Annotated in this window: 20 protein-coding genes; 9 read left to right on the top strand and 11 right to left on the bottom strand. The window is 59.0% G+C overall.

Annotated elements, in window-relative coordinates; all coding sequences use genetic code 11:
- Positions 1 to 1,011 (bottom strand): 4-hydroxythreonine-4-phosphate dehydrogenase PdxA, encoded by a 1,011-nt coding sequence (pdxA, locus tag BLQ12_RS00895; protein WP_092207344.1) that lies wholly within the window; start codon positions 1,009 to 1,011, stop codon positions 1 to 3.
- Between the two features lie 426 nt (positions 1,012 to 1,437).
- Between pdxA and BLQ12_RS27240 the strand changes: the two genes are divergently transcribed.
- From BLQ12_RS27240 to BLQ12_RS00875, 4 genes are all read left to right on the top strand, one after another.
- Positions 1,438 to 1,602, top strand: a complete 165-nt coding sequence (locus BLQ12_RS27240; RefSeq protein ID WP_175469410.1) for a hypothetical protein — start codon at positions 1,438 to 1,440, stop codon at positions 1,600 to 1,602.
- Positions 1,603 to 1,852: 250 nt separating this feature from the next.
- Positions 1,853 to 3,217, top strand: a complete 1,365-nt coding sequence (dnaA, locus tag BLQ12_RS00885; RefSeq protein WP_092207340.1) for a chromosomal replication initiator protein DnaA — start codon at positions 1,853 to 1,855, stop codon at positions 3,215 to 3,217.
- A gap of 138 nt (positions 3,218 to 3,355) precedes the next feature.
- On the top strand, positions 3,356 to 3,538 hold the full coding sequence (locus BLQ12_RS00880) for a hypothetical protein (protein WP_139163794.1): 183 nt from the start codon (positions 3,356 to 3,358) through the stop codon (positions 3,536 to 3,538).
- A gap of 11 nt (positions 3,539 to 3,549) precedes the next feature.
- A complete protein-coding gene (locus BLQ12_RS00875) occupies positions 3,550 to 4,926 on the top strand; it encodes an FAD-binding oxidoreductase (RefSeq protein WP_092207336.1) in 1,377 nt (458 codons plus the stop codon).
- Between the two features lie 392 nt (positions 4,927 to 5,318).
- Here BLQ12_RS00875 and BLQ12_RS00870 read toward each other — a convergent pair whose 3' ends face one another.
- From BLQ12_RS00870 to BLQ12_RS00825, 10 genes are all read right to left on the bottom strand, one after another.
- Complete coding sequence (locus tag BLQ12_RS00870; RefSeq protein WP_092207334.1) at positions 5,319 to 5,516, bottom strand: hypothetical protein; 198 nt, start codon at positions 5,514 to 5,516, stop codon at positions 5,319 to 5,321.
- An 81-nt stretch (positions 5,517 to 5,597) separates the two neighbouring features.
- Entirely contained in the window at positions 5,598 to 6,383 is a 786-nt protein-coding gene (locus BLQ12_RS00865; RefSeq protein WP_092207332.1) for an inositol monophosphatase family protein, read from the bottom strand.
- An 85-nt stretch (positions 6,384 to 6,468) separates the two neighbouring features.
- Entirely contained in the window at positions 6,469 to 8,136 is a 1,668-nt protein-coding gene (hflX, locus tag BLQ12_RS00860; protein WP_092207330.1) for a GTPase HflX, read from the bottom strand.
- On the bottom strand, positions 8,133 to 9,575 hold the full coding sequence (dnaB, locus tag BLQ12_RS00855; RefSeq protein WP_319016577.1) for a replicative DNA helicase: 1,443 nt from the start codon (positions 9,573 to 9,575) through the stop codon (positions 8,133 to 8,135). The genes hflX and dnaB overlap by 4 nt, the downstream gene beginning before the upstream one ends.
- 273 nt (positions 9,576 to 9,848) lie before the next feature.
- Positions 9,849 to 10,316, bottom strand: a complete 468-nt coding sequence (gene rplI, locus BLQ12_RS00850) for a 50S ribosomal protein L9 (RefSeq protein ID WP_092207328.1) — start codon at positions 10,314 to 10,316, stop codon at positions 9,849 to 9,851.
- 106 nt (positions 10,317 to 10,422) lie between these two features.
- Positions 10,423 to 10,707 (bottom strand): 30S ribosomal protein S18, encoded by a 285-nt coding sequence (gene rpsR, locus BLQ12_RS00845; protein ID WP_092207326.1) that lies wholly within the window; start codon positions 10,705 to 10,707, stop codon positions 10,423 to 10,425.
- A gap of 1 nt (position 10,708) precedes the next feature.
- Positions 10,709 to 11,179 (bottom strand): 30S ribosomal protein S6, encoded by a 471-nt coding sequence (gene rpsF, locus BLQ12_RS00840; RefSeq protein ID WP_092207324.1) that lies wholly within the window; start codon positions 11,177 to 11,179, stop codon positions 10,709 to 10,711.
- 110 nt (positions 11,180 to 11,289) lie between these two features.
- On the bottom strand, positions 11,290 to 13,164 hold the full coding sequence (locus BLQ12_RS00835) for an AMP-binding protein (protein WP_092207322.1): 1,875 nt from the start codon (positions 13,162 to 13,164) through the stop codon (positions 11,290 to 11,292).
- 348 nt (positions 13,165 to 13,512) lie between these two features.
- Complete coding sequence (locus BLQ12_RS00830; RefSeq protein ID WP_092207320.1) at positions 13,513 to 14,121, bottom strand: alpha/beta hydrolase; 609 nt, start codon at positions 14,119 to 14,121, stop codon at positions 13,513 to 13,515.
- Between the two features lie 110 nt (positions 14,122 to 14,231).
- Positions 14,232 to 15,377, bottom strand: coding sequence for a ribonuclease D (locus tag BLQ12_RS00825; protein ID WP_175469409.1), 1,146 nt, complete (start codon positions 15,375 to 15,377; stop codon positions 14,232 to 14,234).
- Between the two features lie 426 nt (positions 15,378 to 15,803).
- Here BLQ12_RS00825 and thrS point away from each other — a divergent pair, with 426 nt between their 5' ends.
- From thrS to BLQ12_RS00800, 5 genes are all read left to right on the top strand, one after another.
- Positions 15,804 to 17,717, top strand: coding sequence for a threonine--tRNA ligase (thrS, locus tag BLQ12_RS00820; protein ID WP_092207316.1), 1,914 nt, complete (start codon positions 15,804 to 15,806; stop codon positions 17,715 to 17,717).
- 51 nt (positions 17,718 to 17,768) lie between these two features.
- On the top strand, positions 17,769 to 18,173 hold the full coding sequence (locus tag BLQ12_RS00815; protein ID WP_092207314.1) for a VanZ family protein: 405 nt from the start codon (positions 17,769 to 17,771) through the stop codon (positions 18,171 to 18,173).
- A 125-nt stretch (positions 18,174 to 18,298) separates the two neighbouring features.
- Positions 18,299 to 19,195: a DHH family phosphoesterase gene (locus BLQ12_RS00810; protein ID WP_092207312.1), complete on the top strand. Its 897-nt coding sequence runs from the start codon at positions 18,299 to 18,301 to the stop codon at positions 19,193 to 19,195.
- Positions 19,185 to 20,447 carry a (Fe-S)-binding protein gene (locus BLQ12_RS00805; RefSeq protein WP_092207310.1) on the top strand — a complete coding sequence of 421 codons (1,263 nt, stop codon included), beginning with the start codon at positions 19,185 to 19,187 and terminating at the stop codon, positions 20,445 to 20,447. The genes BLQ12_RS00810 and BLQ12_RS00805 overlap by 11 nt, the downstream gene beginning before the upstream one ends.
- An 85-nt stretch (positions 20,448 to 20,532) precedes the next feature.
- Positions 20,533 to 21,288 (top strand): metal-dependent transcriptional regulator, encoded by a 756-nt coding sequence (locus BLQ12_RS00800; RefSeq protein ID WP_092207308.1) that lies wholly within the window; start codon positions 20,533 to 20,535, stop codon positions 21,286 to 21,288.
- Positions 21,289 to 21,445 lie beyond the last annotated feature (157 nt).

Raw genomic sequence — 21,445 nt, 5'->3', positions numbered from 1 at the left:
CTAACGGACTCGGTTCCGGGCCTGCATGGCGGCCATCTCCATGGCGCTGAGGAGGCTGCCTTCCGAGGCGATGTTTTTCCAGGCAATGTCGTAGGCGGTGCCGTGGTCCACGGAGGTGCGAATGATGGGGAGCCCCAGGGTGGTGTTCACTCCGTCGTGGAAGTGAACCATTTTAAAGGGGATGAGGCCCTGGTCGTGGTACATGCAGACCACGGCGTCGTAGTGCCCTTCGGCGGCCTTGAAAAAGACGGTGTCCGGGGGCATGGGATCGCTGATGGTGCAGGTCGGGTGCAGGGCCCGGGCTTTTTCGACGGCCGGGGCGATGAGACGGCTCTCTTCATCTCCGAATAGGCCCTCTTCGCCGGCATGGGGGTTGAGGCCGGCCACGGCGATGCGCGGGGAGGTCACGCCGAATCGCTCGGTGAGGGATCGGGCCGTCAGGCTGATGAGGTCGGTGATGACAGGGCTCGTGAGCTCTTCGATGACCTGGCGCAAGGGGATGTGGATGGTCACCAGGACCACCTTCAGGCGGTCGCCGGCCATCATCATGGCAAACTCCCTGGCCCGGGTTCGTGTGGCGATGAGTTCGGTGTGTCCGTGAAATTCAGATCCGGCCAGTTTCATGGCCACCTTGTGGATAGGGCCCGTGACAATGGCATCGCACTCCCCTGAAAGGGCCAGGTCCACGGACCGGGTGATGGCCTCGATCATGGCTTGGCCCGTGCGGGCGGTGGGAGCCCCGGGGATGACCTCGTCACGGTCAAGGGACGAGACCGTGAGAAGGTCCACGGTGCCCGGGACGAACTGCGCCTCATCTGCGGTGCGGATGGGGCGGATGGTCAACGGGACGCCGGTGGTTTTCACGGCTTTTATCATGGTCTCTTCGTCACCCACAAGGAAGGGGCGCATGTTGTCGTATGCTTTTTCGGAGTGAAAGGCCTTGGCGGCGAGTTCCGGGCCGATGCCGCAGGGATCACCCATGGTAAGGGCCAGCAGGGGAGGCTGGGTCATGTTTTCTCCTTTATTATATATGGGCGGGCCAGGGCCTGTCCCGGCACTGCCACCCAGAGGGTTCAGGCGTATCATCCCGGATTCCTGAGATATGTATGGTGACAACAGGCGAACAGCGGAATACCGGGCGTCTGCCTCATATATATATCAGCAGCGTTGGCCCAGGGGAATGCAAAAAAGAGAAAGAGAGGGACCAATGAGAACGCCGGTGTTTTGTTGCCTTGGGAGGAACACCTAGGCTCATCCCCTATATTGTGGTAGGGAATGGACCTGTGTCAACAGGTTGGGGGGGTGCCGGTAAAGGGGTGTTTTATAGGGCTCTTGGGGGGAACCCTCCCGGGGGCTGTGGGAGAAAAAAGGGGAACCCATCTAAGGGGGCTAAATGGTGCAGTATTTCAGGTGGTCGGGTGGTTTGTCGGGGTGGGTATGCTGAAAAATGGAGCAAATCAGAGCAATGCGCAGGAAACAAGAGATTTTGTGTTTGTCGATATTGAGAAGGAAATCGCGGATCATTCGAATATAGTTGGGAAATCCTACATTGAAGGATTGGGAATATTTATGGGGGGTTGCGGTTTTGTTTCTTTGTATTAATAATTATATCAAGTTGTTGTTGTGGTGTTGGCGCGTGGGGCAATGGATCCTGAAAATCGAAGATATTCGGGTTGACGGGGTCATCACGTTGGATTAATACCAATTTACATCACTATGGGGGATCCCGTCCTCTGTTTCTATCCTTGGTATTCTGCAATGTATCGGGAATAATCAGAAATTTTGGTGGTTTTCTAACGAGCCCTGTAAAGGGAATAGCCTCTTATTGTTTTTTATTTGGTGAGCATACTGTATGGAATCGGTTTGGAATAATGTAAAAGCTGTGCTGGAGGAGAGACTGCCCGGCCACAGTTTCCGAATGTGGATTGAACCTGTAAAGTTTGAGAACAGGAGCGGAGATGACTTTCGTGTCTCGTGCCCCAATTTGTTTTCAAAGAAGCGGGTTCAGGATCACTACGGTTCCATGATTCAGGATGAAGTAAGAACCCTTCTGGGGTCTGATATCAGTCTCTGTCTTGATGTGCGCAAAGGAACAAACGGTGCAAGCCGTGGCCCGGTGGTAAAAAAAGGGCTCAAGAAGGTGGAAACCCAGCTGGTCATTCCCAACGTGGCCAACCCCGTGATGCACAGCGGTCGCATGCTGCGGCCGGATTTTACCCTGGATGACTTTGTGGTTTCCGGCAACAACGACTTTGCCTATTCTGCGGCTCTCTCCCTTGCCTCGTCCACCCAGACCCAGAACAGCTCCCTGTTCCTGCTCTCCGATACGGGCATGGGCAAAAGCCATCTGACCCAGGCCATCGGTCATCATATCAACCGGAAGAAGCCGGGGGAACGGGTCTACTACATCACGGCGGAAGACTTCACCAACGAAATGATCGGCTCGTTCAAAAACGATACGGCCGGGCAGTTCAAGGACAAGTATCGTTCCCAGTGTGACGTTTTGCTGTTGGAAGACGTGCACTTTTTAGGTGGCAAGGAGCGCACCCAGATTGAGCTGGCCATGACCCTGGACTACCTCATGGAGTCCGGCAAGAAAATCATGTTTTCCAGCTGCTACCTGCCCAACGACATTCCCAAAATGAATGAGCAGCTGGCCTCCCGGTTCACCTCCGGGCTGATTTCCCCCATCGAAGATCCCAATTTCAGGACCCGCGTCCGCATTTTGAAAAAGAAGGCGGCGTCAAAGGGGCACCAGCTTCCCATGGATATCATCGAGTACCTTGCCGGTGAACTCACCGACAACATCCGGCAGCTGGAAAGCGGCCTGGTCTCCGTGACGGCCAAGTCCTCCCTGATGGGTGTTCCCCTGGATCTCGACCTTGCGGAAAGCGTGGTGAAAAACATCGCCACCAAGAAGAAGCGTGTCACCATTGATGTGATCAAGAAGCTTGTCTGCCGTGAATTCAACATCACGCCTACCGATATTGTCTCCAAGTCACGAAAAAAGACCATCGTAAAACCCCGCCAGGTGGCCATCTACCTCTCACGTCGATACACCGACCAGCCCCTTCAGGCCATTGGGAAGAACTTCAATCGGTACCACGCAACCGTGATGCATGCGGTGGGAACCATTGAAAAGGACATCCGCCAGGAGGTCCAGATGCGAAACCAGATCGAATATCTTTCCAGAAAGATCGAAAACGGCGATTTTTAAGACGGAATTTTTGCCATGCAGGGAAAGGCTTGCTGTAAAGGTATCCGTTGCAAGGTGCGTTGTTTTTGTGCTTCCACGTAAACATTGATCGCATAGACGCGAATGGTTTTTTCCTTTCACCTTCAGCTGGAGGGTCTTATGATTTCATCGGATGAACCCGTCTGGGGCTCTGACCATAGAAAGAAAAAGCGATTAAAAGAGATCCTGGAAAAGTTGAATCGGGCCGAGGTGATTGCCCGCGGCCTGGGTATTGAGCCTCATGAAATTGTCCGCCTCAAAGAGGAGGGACTTCGTGAGCTGGACCGCCAGAAGTACTGGTAATTGGGGAAGGCATGGAATTAAAGAGAAAGGCCCGCTTGGCCCTTACGGACATTTACGGCAAGGAGCGGCTGAAGACATCAAAGGAAGACCGCGTCTGCTACGCGTACGATGCACGAAATGCGCGATGCATCCCGGATGCGGTGGTGTTTCCCACCAGTGCCGAGGAGATCTCCCGCACCCTGGCCCTGGCCTGCGAGCTGGGGTTTCCCGTGGTGCCCAGGGGCAGCGGCACAGGGACCACCGGCGGCTCCGTGGCGGTTGAAGGCGGGGTGGTCCTGGTGACGACCCTGATGGATCGTATTGTCGAGATCGATACGGACAATTTTACCGCCGAGGTGGAGCCCGGGGTGATCACCGGCGATTTTCACAAGGCCGTGGAGGCAAAGGGGATGTTCTATCCCCCGGACCCCTCCAGTGCAGGGGTATCCACCCTGGGGGGCAACGTGGCCGAATGCGCCGGCGGCCCCCGGGCCGTGAAGTACGGGGTGACCCGGGATTATGTCCTGGGGGTGGAAGCGGTCCTGCCCACGGGGGAGATTGTTCATACCGGCGTGCGAACTGCCAAGGGCGTGGTGGGGTATGACCTGACCCGCCTTCTTGTGGGCTCCGAGGGGACCCTTGCCGTCATCACGCGGATCCTGCTCAAGCTTCTTCCCCTGCCTGCGGCCACCGCCACCCTGAAGGTTTCCTTTGCCAGCATGGACGAGGCCGCAGAGGCCGTCACCCGTATTATTGCCTCAGGAACCCTGCCGCGCTGTGTGGAGTACATGGACGAGGCGTCCATTTCCTGCGCGCAATCCATCGCCGACCTGGATCTTCCCCAGGGGTGCCGCTCTATTTTGCTTATTGAGGTGGACGGTTCGGCCTCGGAGGTGGCCACCTCCCTTGAGGCGGTGGCGGGAATCGTCAAGGGAGCCGGGGCCATGGCCGTGGAGGAGGCCCGGGATGCCCATGAGGCCAAGCGCCTCTGGACGGTGCGCAAAAAAGTGTCGCCGGCCCTCTATCTCTTCGGGCCCGATAAGATCAACGAGGATATCGTGGTGCCCCGAAGCGCCATTCCCAAGATGGTCAAGAAGATCGAATCCCTCAAAAAAGAGTACGGCCTTCCCATGGTGAGCTTCGGCCACGCAGGGGACGGCAATATCCATTTTAACGTCATGATCGATAAAAAGGACCCGGTGCAGAAGCTCAGGGCCGATGCCGTCATCGACGAGATCTTCGATCACACCCTGGCCCTGGGGGGGACCCTCTCCGGCGAACACGGGGTGGGGATCACCAAGCGGGAGTACATCGGTAAAGAGCTCGGAGACAAAGAGCTGGAGATCATGAGGGGCATCAAAAAACTCTTCGACCCCAAGGGGATCCTCAATCCGTCCAAGATTTTTTGAGATATAACGGCGTAAAGCCGCAGAAAAAGCGTTGCCTCCGGCGGCCCTGCCGGGGGCCAAGCTTTTAAAAAGTTTGACAAACAGGTCTTAAGCAATTCTTTTCAGGCTCCGTCGAAATAATTTTGACTTTTTCATGAGGAACGTTTTTTGCGGAGCTTTTTTTCAAAAAAGCGACCCGCCGGAGGCTAAATCTTTAAAAGGTGGATGTGATTTGCCCCGAGGAACGAGGGGCAAAGCGCATCCGCAACCTGCTTTCAAGGTGGCACACCGTGCCGCCGGAGGCATCGTTTTTTTTTGAGCTGAATGGTTACAAAAAAGCAAAAACCCGCCAGGGCACCTCGTTTTCTTTGGAGGTCCTGTCGGGTTTTTTTAGTGGGTGTGTCGTGTTTTGCTTACTGGAGCCGTGCGGGCATGGCCTCGGTGTTCATGAGGTCTTCGATGAGCTCCATGCGGTCGTTCTGGTCACGTTCGATGATGCATTTCAGGCAAAGGGCACAGTGTTTGGTGCACACTTTGTCGTTGATGTCGAAGTTGCCGAAACAGTCGAGGTAAGCCTCTGATTTCTGGACGAAGACAATATCGTTATGCATAGGTCCCCTTATGGTTTGATGGCGCGTCAGTCTGGCAATCCGGGCGGGATAGGGTCAGTCGCAGCCGGGTGTGCGCGGGCTTCAGGCCGTTGGTGTCGTCAACAGTGTCATCATGTCATGGTGAATCTTGCCGTTTGTGGCAAGCATTTCAGCGTCTCCGGGCGTAAAAGGCTCTCCGTTGAAGCCGGTGACTCTCCCCCCTGCCTCTTGGGCGATGAGGACTCCTGCGGCCGTGTCCCAGGCTTTGAGGTTCTCTTCCCAGAAGCCGTCAAAGCGTCCGCAGGCGAGGTAACAGAGGTCCAGGGCGGCAGAACCCAGGCGGCGAACCCCCTGGGCCGCGTCGAGGCAGGCTTCAAAGCGCTGCATGAGCCCGGGCAGGATTTCTCGGACATTGTAGGGAAACCCGGTCACCAGAAGGCTCTCCTCCAGGGACGGGGTGTCGCTTACCGAGATGCGGCGGCCGCAGAGAAATGCGCCTTCGCCCTTTGTTGCCGTAAAGAGTTCTTCGGTGACGGGGTTGAACACCGCTCCGAATCGGGTCTCGCCGTGGGCCTGAAACGCGATGGCGATGGAGAACAGGGGCAGGCCGTGGGCAAAGTTCGTGGTGCCGTCCAGGGGATCGATGACCCATCGGTACGGGCTTTTTTTTGCTGTGGCCCCACTCTCCTCGGCCAGGATATCGTGGTCGGGAAACTGGTGGGACAGGGTCTCGATGATGGCCTTTTCAGAGGCGGTATCCGCCTCGGTGACCAGGTCGATGCGGCCTTTCCGGTCGATACGGAAGGAGCTTCCGTACATGGAGGAGAGGATTCTTCCCCCTTTGAAAGCGGCGGAAAGGGCCGTATTTTTAATTGCTTCCATGTTCATGGCTATCACATGTATCCTTTTTGTCCCGGGGAGTCAACATCTATGATGGCACAGGGTGCATGACAGCATATCTTGTGTTGCGAGGCTACTCCTCGGGGTCTGGGTCCTCATCCGGGAGGTTGTCCGTGATAAGGGTCTCGATCTGGTCTTCGATGCGGTGGAGCAGCGGGGTCAAGGTGGCCCGGTTGAGGGCGGAAATGAACAGGCCTCCGTGCTCCCTTGAAAGCCCTTCGCGCCGCTCCTCGTCCGTTTGGTCCATTTTGTTGAAAATTTTGAGGACAGGAATGGTGTCGAGCTTCAAATCGGCCAGGATGTTCTCCACGGACTCGATCTGCTTTTCGCACTGGGGGTTGGACGCATCAATGATGTGAAGGAGAAGATCCGCCGATTCCAGCTCTTCCAGGGTGGCCCGGAAGGAGACCATGAGCTCTTTGGGCAGGTCCCGGATAAACCCCACGGTGTCGGTGATGATCACCTCGATGTCTTTGGGAAAGCGCAGGCGACGGCTGGACGGGTCCAGGGTGGCGAAGAGGCGGTCTTCGGCCAGCACCCGGCTCTGGGTGAGGGTGTTTAAGAGCGTGGATTTCCCCGCGTTGGTGTAGCCCACGATGGAGACCACGGGCACCCCTTTCCGGTTGCGCCTGGCCCGCTGCTGGCCGCGCTGTTTTTTAACGCTTTCGATCTGCTTGGACAAGGTGGTGATGCGGTCCCTCACCCGGCGCCTGTTGAGCTCCAGCTTGGTCTCGCCGGGGCCTCTGCCGCCGATGCCCCCGGTGAGGCGGCTCATGGCGGTGTTCAAGGTGATGAGTCGGGGCAGCATGTACTTGAGCTGGGCCAGCTCCACCTGGAGTTTGCCTTCCCGGGTCTGGGCGCGGCGGGCAAAGATGTCCAGGATCATCTGCGTCCTGTCAATGACCTTGATCTCCACCTGGTCGGTGATGGACCGGATCTGGGCAGGCGAGAGCTCCTGGTCGAAGATGAGGATGGAGGCCCCTTTCTGCATGGCGGCGATGGTGATTTCGTTAAGCTTACCGCTTCCCAGGAGGTGCTTGGGATCGCTTTTTTTGCGGATCTGAAGGACCGTCTCCATAATATCGATGTTGCAGGACCTGGCCAGCTCTTCGAGCTCCCTGAGGGAGCCCATGGCCTCTTTTCTGGGGCGTGTGGTCACGCTCACCAGGATGGCCCGCTCTTCGGCGTCTCCGGCTGCCAGGACCCGCTCTTTGCGGGACAGTTCCTCTTCCACCTCCCGCACGATGGCGTCCAGGTCGTCCCGGAGATGGCCCGGGGCCATGGGGGGAAGTTCCCGGGTGGGTTCCCCTGAGTCGCCGGTGGTGACATGGGCGGTGTGGACCCTGTGCACCGATCCGTCGGGGGTGAGGGTGACGGCGGCCATGAGGTCGAAGCGCAGCAGGGCCAGGTCGGTGTGGTCGTCCCGGGTCAGGCCTTCGCCTTCCTTGAGGTGGGTGTGAATGTACCGGAGGCCAAGGAGCCGCCCTGGAAGGGGGGTGTAGCCTTTGAGCTCCGGGATGTAGATCTGGTCCGGGGTCCCTGCGATGACAAACTCCACCTTGCCGGCCCGGCTCACCAGGACGGCCACCTGCCTTCGGATGTCGTGGCTGATGGCGGCCAGCTCATGGGCCAGCTCGGCGTTGACCGCGTACCCCTGGGGGAGGCGGCGCCGGTAGAGGGATTCCAGGCGTTTTTTCTGGTTGGCCTTCAGGCCGTCGGTGTGTCCGTGTACTTTTTTCATTCGCTGTCCGGAAGGGCGTAATCGCCGATGGCGGCGTTTTCAAATCGTGTGTACTTGCCGATGAAGGTGAGGTGGGCCGTGCCCACGGCGCCGTTACGGTTTTTGGCGACGATGATTTCGGCCTTGCCTTTGTTGGGGTTATTCTCTTCCTTATTATACACCTCGTCACGGTAGATGAAGGCGACGATATCGGCGTCCTGCTCCAGGGAGCCCGATTCCCTCAAGTCCGAGAGGAGGGGCCGCTTTTCCGCACGCTGCTCCAGCATACGGTTCAGCTGGGAGAGGGCGATGACCGGAACGTCCATCTCCTTGGCGAGCCCTTTGAGGGATCGGGATATTTCCGCGATCTCCAGGTCTCGACGGTCCCCGGTGGTGCCGGAGCCCCGCATGAGCTGGAGGTAATCCACGATGATGAGGCCCAGTTCCCGGTCGGCCTTGAGGCGGCGGCACTTGGCCCGGATCTCCATGACGCTGATGTTGGGGGTGTCGTCGATGTAAAGGGGCGCCTGGCTGATGACCCCGGCGGCTTCCGTGACCCGTTCCCAGTCCTCGGCGCCGATGGTGCCGCTCTTGAGTTTTTCTGAGTTGACCCGGGCCTCTGCGGTGAGCAGTCGCATGGAGAGCTGCTCACACCCCATTTCAAGGGAGAAGATGGCCACCAGCTTCTCTTCAAGCACCGCCACGTTTCGTGCCAGGTTGAGAACAAAGGCGGTTTTGCCCATACTGGGTCGGGCGGCGAGGATGATGAGGTCGGTTTTCTGGAGGCCCGAGGTGAGTTTGTCCACCTGGGTGTATCCCGTGGGAACCCCGGTGAAGTCGCTGCCGCTGTTCTGGCGCTCTTCAAGGGTGGTGATGTTGCTGTTGATCAGGTCGTTGATGTGGGAAAAGGAGGGCTTGATCTTCGAGTTGGAAATCTCGTAGATGGACCCTTCCGCCGTGTCGATGATGGACTCCACGGCGCCCTGTTCTTCCATGCAGTCGTTGATGATATGCGAGCAGGTTTCGATCATGCGCCGCAGGGACGACTTGTCACGGATGATCTCGGCGTGTTTTACCGCGTTGACCGAATAGGGGGCACGGTCCACCAGCTGGGAAAGATAAGCGGCACCGCCCACCTCGTCGAGTTGCCCTTTTTCCTTGAGCCGGTTGGCCAGGGTCACGATATCCACCGGCTCGGACCGGGCAAAGAGCTCGGCCATGGATTCGAAGATTTTCTCATGGGCCGGCTTGTAAAAGTCCGTGGGGGTCAGCATCTCGATGACATCCACCAGGGTGTCGTTGTCGATGAGGACAGAGCTTAGGATGGACTCTTCCGCGTCCAGGGCGTTTGGGGGCAGCTTCGCCCTGGTGCTGCCCTCTTCGCTTGAGGGATAGCCGCCCATGGAGCGGTTGCCGGACGATTTTTTCCTGGGCTTGGTTGGGGCAAAATTCGTGATCATGGTGCGCTGGGTCTCTTTTTTTTACGTCTTTTGTCTGTCGGTTTGGGGTGGACACACGTTGGTTTAGAGCTATCAGGTCCCCGGGGTGTTGGCAATACTTTACCCCGACAGGCGGATCAAAATCCGGAGAGGGGCTGGCCGGGTTGACGAGGGCCCCGGCAGGGAGCTGCCGTCCTCAACCGTTTGCTGGTGCGGTGGCCAAACGCAAAAAGGGGGGCTGCCGGCAATCGGCTGCCCCCCTTTACGGCTTTTCACGGGTGGAAAAAGAGGTGTTTACTCCTCTCCTTCCTTGGCTTCCGCCTTCACCTCAACGGTGATTTCAGGCTCAACGTCCTTGTAGAGACGGACGGGGACCTTGTAGGTGCCCAACTCCTTGATGGGAGCGGCAAGAAGCAGCATGCGCTTCTCGATGGTGACTTCCTGGCCCTTCAAGGCTTCCAGGATGTCCTGGGCTGTGATGGAACCGTAGAGTCGCTCTTCCTGGCTGACCTTGGCCATGAGGGTGCAGGAGATCTCCTGTACTTTCTTGGCCAGCTCTTCAGCCTGCTCGCGCTCTTTGGCGATCTGGAGTTCAAATCGAGCTTTCTGCTGCTCCAGAATCTTTTTGTTCTGGGGCGTGGCAAGAACGGCTTTCCCGCGGGGGAGGAGGTAGTTGCGTGCGTATCCGTCCGCAACGGTAGCCTCGGCGCCGATGATGCCCAGAGTGTCGATGGTTTCCGTTAAAATAACTTTCGTTGCCATATTATCCTCCGCTGAAGGGGGACACCCCTTCAAAGTGTACCCGGAATCGTGTCCGGATATCCGGCGTTGTTCAGTTGGTCATCGAAGCGGCATGGGCCGCTGCGCATTATGATTCCAGGTTTCCGACGTAAGGAAGCAGTGCGATGGTACGTGCACGCTTGATCTCACGGGTAAGGACCCTCTGGTGCTTGGCACAGGTGCCGGTAATGCGACGGGGAATAATTTTTCCGCGCTCAGAGATGAAATACTTGAGAACACGGGTTTCCTTGTAGTCGATGACGATGCTGGAGTCGGCACAGAAACGGCACACCTTCCTGCGGTGGTAAGTCCTTTTACGGCCTCCCTTGCGTCCGGGTTTCCCTTTTCCTTTTCCTCGTGCTGGTGCGGCCATCTTAGTCCTCCTCTTTGGTCTCAGGTTCTGCAGGTTCCTCAGCTTTTTCCTCTGCGGCAGGGGCGTCGGCAGCGGGGGCCTCTTCGGCTTTTTCTGCTTCTACTTCTGCTTCAGGCGCAGCTTCTGCTTCAGCGGCAGCCGCTTCGGCCTGTTCTTTTTCTGCGAGGATGTCGTCGGGGTTGACGTCGTCGCCGAGGATGATGGTCATGAACTTGAGGAATTTATCGTCAAGGCGGAAAGTTCGCTCCAGCTCGGAAATAAGGGTGCCGTCACCGCAGTAATCAACGCGGACGTACTGTCCACGGGTTTTTTTGCGGATGTCGTAAGCCAGCTTGCGTACGCCCCAGTCGTCGAACTCAATCAGTACGCCTTTGTAGGCACCGATGATCTCTTTGACCTTGTCGTAACGCTGGTTGCGGACCTCCTCGCCCAGATCGGGATCGAGGATGAATACGGTTTCGTAACGTCTCATGTAACCTCCTTATGGATGTAAAGCCCTGTATTTTAAGACAGAGCAAGGATCGGTAGGCCGGTCTCGGCCTCGAAAAAACTACCCTTATTAACACCCTTTCCAAAGGGATGTCAAGGGGCGAGGTTCCGTGCGTGTGCCCGCGCCAGTTCGCGCACCTTTTTTTTGTCCAGTTTCTGTACGGCGGTCAGGGGCATCTCGTCCACGAAAAAGACGGACCGGGGTACCGCGTAGCGGGCCACGCGCTCTTTTAAAAAGGTGATGAACTCGTCTGGGGTGACCCGGTTTTTGTAGCCCGCCTTGGGCTGAACGCAGATGACCACCCGTTCGCTGCCCTCCCGTTTACCGTCGGGGACGCCCACCGTGGCGGCGTGTTCAATGGCCGGGTGGCCGTAGAGGATGTCGTCCACCTCCCGGGAGTAGACCTTGTACCCGGAGACATTGATCATGTCCTTGGTGCGGTCCACGATGCTGAAGTAGCCCTGGGGGTCCACGGTCACCACATCGCCGGTGCGGATGTACCCTGCCTCGTCGATGCCGTTGCCCGCCTCGGGCCAGTATCCGCTCATGCGCTGGGGCCCCTGAAGGTGCATCTCTCCGCGAACCGCCGGGGGAAAGGCCTCCATGTCGGCCACGGGGCTTCCCGTTGCCGTGTCTGCGATGCGGACCCGGGTGTCGGGCAGCGGGATGCCCGTGGCGCCGAGTTTTTCGGTGGGTGTGCCCGTTGCGGCGGATGGCCGGGTGATTTTTAGCAGAATGGCAATGGCCCGGGTGACGAGATAGCCCAAGATCCTTGGGCCCAGAAGGCCAAGGGCGCGGTTCAGGACCTGGCTGAGGCCCGGAGTGCCTAAGGTGAGCGTTAAGCCGCGCTGCACAGCGCGCCCTCCCACGAGGCGCAGCAGGAGGGAGGGGTTGAGGTGGGTGCAGGGGGACATTTCAGACAGGCCGTACCCTTCCATGATGGCCCCCTTGGCGTTTGTCTCAAATTTTTTCTGGGTGCTCGGAGGCAAAGGCGCCGAACCCGATACCCCCAGTACGGCAATGCCTTTAAGCTCTTTTTCCGCCATCTTCATGAACTGGACAGGGACCCCGAGCTGCAGGAGGGGGCAGTGGGTGCGGATCATGGCCACCATGGATTCCGTGTCCCTGGCGTCGGGGATGAGGATCTGGTTGTAGCCTTCAAGGGTCATGGTGTGCATGATGACATGGCCGTAGGAGTGGAAGAGGGGCAGTCCCAGAAGGGCGGTGATGTTGCCCTGGAGCAGCGTCTTGATGCGCCCGAAGGCCCAGCCGTTTTGTACCGAGTTGCAGTAAATGTTCCGGTGGGTGAGCATGCACCCCTTGGGGACGCCTGTGGTGCCGCCTGTAAAAAGGATCATCTCAAGGTCTGTGCGGGGATCCAGGGGAACTTGCGGCGGGGTGCAGGGGGATCGGGCGATGAGCTCCGTGAACCGGTGGGCGGCGCAGGAAAACCCCGCAAGGGGCTCTGGGGGTTCCGGCGCATCGGAATAATCGGACAATCTGGAGACGACCACCTGCTCCACGCTGGTGGTCTCGGCAAGCTGTTTGGCATGGTCGAGGGTATCGTCCATGGTGATGAGGGCCCGGGGGGTGCAGGTGTTGAATTTGTGGGTGAGGTGCGAGACGGGTTCCAGGGCAGAGCAGGGCACGTGGACCAGTCCGGCCCGGCTGATGGCGTAATCCGCGATGACAAACTGGATGGAGGTGGGCAGCAGGGTGGCTACGCGATCGCCCTTTGCGAGGCCGAATCCGGACAGGGCCGTGGCAAGTCGGTGGGCCAGCTCGCGGACCTCCGGGTAGGTGAGCATGATGCCCAGCTGGATCAGGCCCCGTTTGGGAAAGCGCCGGGCGGCCCGGTCCAGGATGTCGTAGGCCGGTGCGTCGGGGTAAGGTTCCAGGGTCTCCGGGATGCCCAGGATGCGGTACTCCCTGCTCCAGGGCAGGGCATTGCCCCTTCTGGTTGTCATGGCGGTCTCCTTTCGGGTTGGTGCCGGCCAGCATGGACTTCACACCGGGAGATGATGGGCGGCATGGGTGGGTGCGGCGGGCGGGTCTTCGGATTGTGCGTATGGGGATGACAGGGCCTTGTGGTGCGCTGGGTGAACGATTTGGGGGTGCTTGGTATGTTGTAAGGGTGCGAAACACTGTTTGTCAATAATAAGTGTGTTTTCTGAAGGAACAATGTGGCGGGGCGGTTCGTCTGGCATGAAGGGGAAAGGGCGGCGTGTTGCCGGGGTGGGGGGACCTGGGCTGGCCGGCCCTGTCGGGGTGACAGGGTGTGGTCAGGGCCGGTCAGCGTGGTTCGTGCGAGTCCCCTACAGTCCCGCGAGGTAATCGTCGATGGCCCGGCTTACCTCTTTTAAATGGATGGAAAAGAAGTGGTCGGCACTTTCGATGACGTGGAGCCGGGCATCGGGGTTCCACACGGGGACCATGCCTTTGACGGTTTCGAAATCGGCAAAGCTGTCCTGGGTCCCCGAGATGACGAGGTTGGGGCCCCTGTTGCACGGTGAGGTCTGGAAGTCGAGGAAGGTCACCGGGGGAGCCACCATCACGTCGGTGGTGACGGGGTGGGCCAGGGAGGCAGAAAGGCAGATCCAGGTCCCGAAGGAGTAGCCGGAACAGGTGACCTCCTCCATGCCTTCGGACTTGAGGCGATAGACAGCGGCCAGGAGGTCGCGGATTGCACCGTATCCCTCGTCGAACTCGCCGTCGCTGTTTCCTGCGCCGCGGAAATTGAAGCGCAGGGTTGCGAACCCTGCCTTGCGGTAGCTTTCGGTGATGGCAAGGACCACGGGATTGTCCATGTCGCCGCCGTAGAGGGGGTGTGGATGGGTGATAACGACCCCGCGTTTGGCGCCGGGGTTCTCGAGCATGCCTTCAAGGATGGTGCCTTCAGACGAGAAGGTGATGCGATGTTCCATGGGGTTCCTCATGCGGGCGGTGCCGGGCACTGCCCTGTGATCGGGTCGTGGGATGACGTGTTTTTCGGGCGGCCTGTCGGCAGGCCACCCGTTACGACAGGGTCGGCTTGTCAGGATCCCGGGTGTAGGGCGCGGACAATGCCCTGGCCCAGGGTGCTGATCTGCCATTGGCGCAGGCCGTCGATGGAATTGAGCTCTTCCACGGTGTCGGGGTTGCGTACGGCAATGGCAGTCATCAATGCTTTGTTGAGCAGGATGGGAGGATCAAGGGCCAGTCTGCTGGCCATGTCGTCCCGGTAGCTCTTTATGGCGTCCATGCGTTTGGGGATCTCCGGGTTGAAGCTGGGCCGTTTCCCCCTGGGGTATTTGGGCAGCTCCTCCTCGGGAAGGGCGACCCCTTTTTCTATCGCCTTCAGGATCTGGGCGCCGTGGGCAGCGGCCTGTCTGGGAGACAGGGCCCCGCAGGCCTTGAGGCGTCCTGTGGTGGTGGGCTTTTCCTTGGCCAGGGTGTGCAGGGAGGCGTTGCTGAAGACCTTGAAAGGAGGGCGGTCTTTTTTCTCGGAGAGGGTGAGCCGCAGCTGGAGCAACTCCTCAAGGACGGCCAGGCTGCGCCTGTCGAGCTTGCCGGCTCCCTTGACGCGGGTGAACAGGGGGGCGTCGCCGTTGTCCTGGTGGCGGACGCCGGACAGGAGCAGGCACTCTTCTTCCACCCAGGAGGTCCGACCCTTCTCTTCGAGTTCGCGGTCGAGGATGGTGGCGAGCCGGGGAAGGTAGATGACGTCACCGGCTCCGTATTCGATCATGCCGTCGGTCAGGGGACGTTTGGACCAGTCCTTTTTCTGGTAGGTCTTGTCCAGCTCTACCCCGAAGCGCTGTTTCATGACCGAGCCGAGTCCGGTTTCGGGGATCCCCAGGAAGCGGGAGGCCAGCTCCGTGTCGAAGAGGTTGCGGATGGTGATGCCGAAATCCCGGTTGAGGGAGCGGACGTCGTAGTCGCTCCCATGGAAGATTTTTCGGATCTCTGGCCGTTCGAATACAGGCACGATGGGGCCCATGTCGTCGATGTTCAAGGGGTCGATGACGGCAATGAAGTCTCCGACGGCCATCTGGATGAGGCACACTTTTTCACGGAAGTGGAACATGGAGTCGGCTTCGAGGTCCACGCCGATGCAGTCGGCGTTTAAGAACACTTCGGCGATCTCCTCGAGGGCCTCTGGGGTGTCCACGTAATGGAGGTTGTTTATCATATCGGTCATGGGAAAATCGGGGCTCGTTTCGACGGCCATTCCATGCGCTGGGCATGCGAAAAAAAAATCCAGGCACATCAGGCCTCGGTGCTGCTGCCGTGCCGGCTTCGGGAAAGGACTCGGTGCGCGGCGTGGGCCCCGGACAAACGTCCGGGCTGTTTTGGAGGCCATGGTACCTTGAGCACAACCGCCGGCCCACCGGCGGTGCGAGTGAGTTTGATTTATGTTTGTGTATCATTTTTTTTACAGGAAGACCATACACTTTCCGGGAGAGGCAAGGAGCTTTTGTCTTGACCCTCCCGGGGAATTGCCCTAAATTCACAGATTAGTCCTGTTTTCAGTGTGGTGCGCGCACCCCGCTGGGTTTAAAGGTATTGACAAGGCATCGCCTGCTGTGCGGTTCCTTATATAATTCGAGGCGATACGGATACGGATATGGTTAAGATCACTCTACCGGATGGAAGCAAACGAGAGTTTAATGAGGCCCCTTCCGGGGCCGATATAGCCCTTTCAATCTCCGAAGGCTTTGCACGCAGCTGCGTGGCCATGGAAATCGAAGGGGTCCTTTTGGATCTGTCGGAAAAGGTCGCGGACGGCGCCGCCGTCCGCCTCATCACCACCAAAGATTCGGAAGCCCTCGAGATTATGCGGCACAGCGCCGCCCACGTCATGGCCCAGGCCATCACGAACCTCTATAAGGATGCCCACCTGACCATCGGACCTGTGGTGGAAGGGGGCTTTTATTACGACATCGACATGGAGCCCCTCGGCGAAGAGGCCTTTCCCGCCATCGAGCAGGAGATCAACCGACTCGTCAAGGCCAAGCTCCCCTTCACGCGCAAGGAGATCTCCAAAGAGGAGGCCCTTGAGCGTTTTAAGGACGAACCTTACAAGCTTGAGCTCATCGACGGCCTCGAAGGGACCATCTCCCTCTACGAGCAGGGCGATTTTACGGATCTCTGCAGGGGGCCCCACGTCCCCCACACCGGCCTGATCAAGGCCGTGAAGCTCATGCGGGTCTCCGGTGCCTACTGGCGTGCCGATCAGAACAACGCCCAGCTTCAACGGGTGTACGGCACCGCTTTTTTTGATAAAAAGGAACTCAAGGCCCACCTTCACATGATCGAAGAGGCCAAGAAAAGGGACCACCGCAAGCTCGGTACCCAGCTGGACCTCTTCAGCTTCCATGACGAAGCGCCGGGGATGCCCTTTTTCCACGCCCGGGGCATGGCCATGTGGAATGCCCTTCTCGACTACTGGCGTGAAGAGCACTTAAAAGACGAATACGTGGAGACCAAGACCCCCATCATGCTCAACCGGGCCCTCTGGGAGCGCAGCGGCCACTGGGAGAACTACCGGGAGAACATGTACACCTCCAACGTGGATGGTTTCGATTACGCCATCAAGCCCATGAACTGCCCCGGCGGCATGCTCCTTTTCCGCATGAAGAGCCCCTCCTACAGAGAGCTCCCTTACCGTGCCGGTGAAATCGGCCTGGTGCATCGCCATGAGCTCTCAGGGGCCCTCTCCGGTCTCTTTCGCGTGCGGGCCTTCCACCAGGACGACGCCCACATTTTCATGACACCCGAGCAGATCCACGACGAGATCCTGGGGGTCTTGAAACTTGACGAACGGATTTACGGCACCTTCGGCCTCGACTTCCACCTGGAGCTCTCCACCCGGCCGGAGAAATCCATCGGCTCGGACGAGCAGTGGGAAAAAGCCACCGAAGGCCTGCGTTCCGCCCTGGACGCCTACGGCAAAGGGTATGTCATCAACGAAGGGGACGGCGCCTTCTACGGGCCCAAGATCGACATCCATATCAAGGATGCCATCGGGCGTACCTGGCAGTGCGGTACCATCCAGCTGGACATGAGCCTGCCTGAGCGGTTCGACCTCTCTTACATCGGCGCGGACAACGAAAAGCATCGCCCCGTGATGATCCATCGCGTGGCCTTTGGCTCCATCGAGCGATTCTTCGGGATCCTGGTGGAGCACTACGCCGGACGGTTCCCCCTGTGGCTGGCACCGGTCCAGGTGGTCCTTCTGCCCATGAACGACGACCTGCTGGACTACACCCGGCAGGTGAAAAAAGAGCTGGAAGGCGAAGGGCTTCGCGTGGACGTGGACGCCCGGGGCGAGAGCCTCAAGCGCAAGGTGCGCGATGCGCAGCTTGAGCAGGTTCCGGTGATTGTTACCATCGGCGAGAAAGAGCGGGAAGCCGGGGTCTTTTCCGTCCGTACCCTGGACGGGAAGGTGACCTACGGGGTCTCCAGAGAGGCCTTCCTCTCCGTGGTAAACGCGGATATCCGCAGCAGGAAAAATGAAAGTGTTCCCGTTTTCGGATAGACTGAAACGGTTGCAGCCCCCTGGGTGGGGACGACGGGGAGGGAGAATGCGATGAGGATTTCAGAGTCAAAGGGGGTGCGCAACTGGGTTGCCGTGCTTCTTCTCTGCGTGCTGATATTTCTCCCCTCCCTGGTTCACCTGCCCATGCCCCGGGGGCCTTTCAACGACAAGGTGGCCCACCTTCTGGTGTACGCGGTGGTGGGCTTTCTGGTGTTGCGTGGCGCCCGTTCCCTGCCCCTGGGGCAGAGCCGGGTCGCCGCCGTGTGTTTCGCCTTTCTGGTGGCGGTGCTCATCGGCATGGCCGATGAGGTGCACCAGCTCTTTGTCCCGCGCCGGTCCATGGACCGGGTGGATTTTTTATGCGATATTGTGGGGGTGACCTGCGGTATCGTCCTTTATGTGATCGTCTGGCTGCGTGAAGACCGAAACGTGCCCGATCGGTCGCCAACGGACTGATACCTGAAGACGCACGCCCGGGGCCCACGCGTCCCGGTAAATTCCGATGTCTCCTTGAACCATGCGAGAGCTGTTTCTGAACACCTGATACCATCTGCCATCACAACCCAACAGGAAACAAGACCATGCGAATCGTCACACGACCCGATTTTGACGGGGTGGTTTGCGCCGCCGTGCTGGAAGAAGCCCTGGCCCTGACCGAACCGACCCTCTGGGTGGAACCCAACGACATGCAGCAGGGCAAGGTGGAGGTCCGAGACGGCGATGCCATCGCCAACCTGCCCTTTGATCCCCGGTGCAGCCTCTGGTTCGACCACCACGCCACCAACCGCGTGACCGTGCCCTTTGAAGGGGCCTTTGAGGTCGCTCCCTCGGCAGCGGGACTGGTGTGGTCCTACTACCGGGACGGGCTGACCAAAGACCTTACCGAGCTTATCCGGGAGGCGGACCGCATCGATTCGGCGGATCTCACCCGGGATGAGGTGGAGGCGCCCGAATCCAACCCTTATGTGCTGCTCTCCATGACGATTTTCGGCCGCAAGGGGCAGGATGCGCCTTACTGGGACCGTCTGGTGGACCTTCTCAGGTCCCGGCCCATCGACGAGGTGATGGCCGACCCGGAGGTCAAGCGTCGCTGTGAGGCGGTGGTGGCCCAGAACAAAGAGTACAGGCGGCATTTAAGTTCGTGCACCCACGTGAAAGAGGGGGTCTCCATCACCGATTTCAGGGGGTATGAAGAGGCTCCGGAAGGAAACCGGTTCCTGGTGTATGCCATGTTTCCCGATGCCGTGGTCAGCGTTAAGATCCGCTACGTGGACCGGGCCAGAAAGCGTGTGGTGCTCAGTGTGGGTCACAGCATCTTCAATGTGGGGTGCAACGTCCACGCCGGTCACCTTCTGTCGAAATTCAACGGAGGCGGCCACTTTGGTGCCGCGGCCTGTACCTTTGAGGCTTCCATGGCCGATAAATACATTCCCCGCATCATAGGGGCCCTGCAGGAAAATAAGCCCCATGAGCATTGATCTGGTGTCCCTTGCGGACGCCGCAGAGAAGATGGCGTCCCTGTGCAACCGATGCGGCCTGTGCCAGGCTGTCTGTCCCGTGTACAAACGCACCGGCCTCGAAGGGGACTCGGCCAGGGGAAAGCTGGCCCTTATCACGGCCCTTCACGAAAACCTCACCGATGCCCCTGCAGAGACCCTGTCCCGCCTCAACCGCTGCACCCTCTGCGGCGGATGCAAGGCCACCTGTCCCCGGGGGGTTGCCACGGTGGATGCTTTTCTCCTGGCGAGAAAGGCCCTGGCCGAGGCCGCTCGACTGTCCGGCACAAAGCGTGCCCTGCTTCGAAAAGCGTTTTCCGATCCCAAACGCACCGCCACCCTTGCCGCGCGGTTCGCGGCTGTTCAGAGGCGCCTGATCACCTTTCCGGAAGAGGAACGGGTGGCCCTTGCCCGGCGCTATCCGGTGCCGAAGATCACCCAGCCTTTTTTCAGCGAAAACTATGCCGCCAGGGAGCCCGAGTCCCCGGGGCCCGATGTTGTCCTTTTTGCCGGCTGCCTGGTGGACAAGGTCTATCCCTTCGTGGGGGAAGGCCTTGCCGGCTTGCTCACCGATGCAGGGGCCCGGGTGCATGTACCCAAAGAGCAGGGGTGCTGCGGGATCCCCTTTCTGACCGAAGGGGACGAAGATGAATTTTTAAAGGCCGTGAGACGGCACCTCGCCCTTTTTTCAGGAATGGACTTCAGCCATGTGGTGACCCCGTGCGCCACCTGCACCCATGCCTTGAAACACCTCTGGCCCATGGCAAAAGAGAGACTCTCCGAGGCCGAAGGGCGTTTGGTGGATCGCATCGCCGATGCCGTGTGCGACGGCAGCGATTTGCTGGCGCAGCTGGGGGCTGGGGACAGGCCCGAAAGCGCGGAGACCGGTCTTACCGTCACCGTGCACGACCCCTGCCACGCCCGGCACAGCCTGAACAACACCGCCAATACCCGTGCGCTCTTAAAAGACGCGGGCCACAACCTGGTGGAGATGGAGCCGGGGTGCTGCGGCCTGGGGGGGAGCTTCGGCATGAAGAACCGGGACCTCTCCCTTGCCATCGGAGAGGGCTGCCTTGCCCGCATCGAAGCCACCGGCGCCGACGTGGTGGTCACCTCCTGTCCGGGGTGCATGGCTCAGATCGAAGCCCTGCTCAAAGGGGCGAATTCGCGGATCCGGGTGTTGCACGTCGTGGAAATTCTGGAAAATCCCCTTGACAGTCCTGGGCTCTCCTGATTTATATTCGGATAGACGAAAAAAAGTGCCTAATGTAAAACCCTTTTACATACGCATCAACCACACAGATGGGGTAAAATCTCTGATGTCGCAGATCGAAGAACTCAGTGCAAGCCTGGAAGACTACCTTGAGGCGATCTACCACGTTGTCTCGGAAAAGCAGGCCGCCCGTGCCAAAGATATTGCCAAAAAGACAGGGGTGAACAGCTCGTCAGTCACCGGCGCCCTGAGGGCTTTGGCTGAAAAAGGGTATATCAACTACGCCCCTTACGACTTGATCACCCTGACCCCCAAAGGTCAGAAACACGCCCGTGACGTGGTCCGGCGCCATGAGGCCCTGAAGGATTTTTTCATTCGGGTCCTGTTTATCGATCCCACGGAAGCCGAAGAAACGGCATGCAAAATGGAACATACCGTCTCCCGGTCCGTTCTGGATCGCATCATCTCCCTGATGGAATTTATCGATCTGTGTCCCCGTGCCGGTACGGAGTGGCTCGGCCAGTTTGCCGCCCGCTGCGAGAAGGAGTCTCCCCTGGATGAATGCAAGGGGTGTCTTGAGCAGTGCATCGGCGGTCTTCGGGATTTAGGGGGGCTGGACCCCGACTCCGGAAAAACCCAGAACCTCTCCTCCCTTGCAAGCGGTGAGAGGGGCCTTATCGTAAAGATTGCCGGGAAAGGCAACGTGGCGCGCCAGCTCAAGGAGTCCGGTGCGGATGTGGGCAACATCATTGAAGTGGAAGCCGTGGATGAGCCCGGTGAGGTGATCCGGGCCAAGGTGATGGGGTATCACCTGGACCTGCGGAAAGAGGACGCCGAAAAGGTCGTCGTGAAAATGTTTTAGCATCGATGATGCCGTGATTATCGTTGCTGCCCTCACCGGGAGGGCGGCAACGGATCGGGAGTGGGAATCCGCTCCTCTTTTTTTATGTATAATGTTTGGTTTGCCTAAAATTATTTGGAGGTTAAAAAATGTTCGAGGGCCTGCTGGAAGGAATTGG

Origin of the sequence: Desulfoluna spongiiphila (assembly GCF_900101345.1) — a bacterium.
In the GTDB taxonomy this organism is placed as follows: domain Bacteria; phylum Desulfobacterota; class Desulfobacteria; order Desulfobacterales; family Desulfolunaceae; genus Desulfoluna; species Desulfoluna spongiiphila.
This window is presented reverse-complemented; position numbering and strand designations above follow the sequence as displayed.

Bases quoted from the DNA above. Each gene is read 5' to 3' on its own strand.
- dnaA (WP_092207340.1), top strand. From the start codon at position 1,853: ATGGAATCGGTTTGGAATAATGTAAAAGCTGTGCTGGAGGAGAGACTG.
- BLQ12_RS00835 (WP_092207322.1), bottom strand. From the start codon at position 13,164: ATGACAACCAGAAGGGGCAATGCCCTGCCCTGGAGCAGGGAGTACCGC.
- BLQ12_RS27240 (WP_175469410.1), top strand. From the start codon at position 1,438: ATGCTGAAAAATGGAGCAAATCAGAGCAATGCGCAGGAAACAAGAGAT.
- BLQ12_RS00880 (WP_139163794.1), top strand. From the start codon at position 3,356: ATGATTTCATCGGATGAACCCGTCTGGGGCTCTGACCATAGAAAGAAA.
- BLQ12_RS00875 (WP_092207336.1), top strand. From the start codon at position 3,550: ATGGAATTAAAGAGAAAGGCCCGCTTGGCCCTTACGGACATTTACGGC.
- BLQ12_RS00865 (WP_092207332.1), bottom strand. From the start codon at position 6,383: ATGAACATGGAAGCAATTAAAAATACGGCCCTTTCCGCCGCTTTCAAA.
- BLQ12_RS00810 (WP_092207312.1), top strand. From the start codon at position 18,299: ATGCGAATCGTCACACGACCCGATTTTGACGGGGTGGTTTGCGCCGCC.
- BLQ12_RS00830 (WP_092207320.1), bottom strand. From the start codon at position 14,121: ATGGAACATCGCATCACCTTCTCGTCTGAAGGCACCATCCTTGAAGGC.
- rpsR (WP_092207326.1), bottom strand. From the start codon at position 10,707: ATGGCCGCACCAGCACGAGGAAAAGGAAAAGGGAAACCCGGACGCAAG.
- thrS (WP_092207316.1), top strand. From the start codon at position 15,804: ATGGTTAAGATCACTCTACCGGATGGAAGCAAACGAGAGTTTAATGAG.
- BLQ12_RS00825 (WP_175469409.1), bottom strand. From the start codon at position 15,377: ATGACCGATATGATAAACAACCTCCATTACGTGGACACCCCAGAGGCC.
- BLQ12_RS00800 (WP_092207308.1), top strand. From the start codon at position 20,533: ATGTCGCAGATCGAAGAACTCAGTGCAAGCCTGGAAGACTACCTTGAG.
- BLQ12_RS00805 (WP_092207310.1), top strand. From the start codon at position 19,185: ATGAGCATTGATCTGGTGTCCCTTGCGGACGCCGCAGAGAAGATGGCG.
- rpsF (WP_092207324.1), bottom strand. From the start codon at position 11,179: ATGAGACGTTACGAAACCGTATTCATCCTCGATCCCGATCTGGGCGAG.
- BLQ12_RS00870 (WP_092207334.1), bottom strand. From the start codon at position 5,516: ATGCATAACGATATTGTCTTCGTCCAGAAATCAGAGGCTTACCTCGAC.
- hflX (WP_092207330.1), bottom strand. From the start codon at position 8,136: ATGAAAAAAGTACACGGACACACCGACGGCCTGAAGGCCAACCAGAAA.
- BLQ12_RS00815 (WP_092207314.1), top strand. From the start codon at position 17,769: ATGAGGATTTCAGAGTCAAAGGGGGTGCGCAACTGGGTTGCCGTGCTT.
- rplI (WP_092207328.1), bottom strand. From the start codon at position 10,316: ATGGCAACGAAAGTTATTTTAACGGAAACCATCGACACTCTGGGCATC.
- pdxA (WP_092207344.1), bottom strand. From the start codon at position 1,011: ATGACCCAGCCTCCCCTGCTGGCCCTTACCATGGGTGATCCCTGCGGC.
- dnaB (WP_319016577.1), bottom strand. From the start codon at position 9,575: ATGATCACGAATTTTGCCCCAACCAAGCCCAGGAAAAAATCGTCCGGC.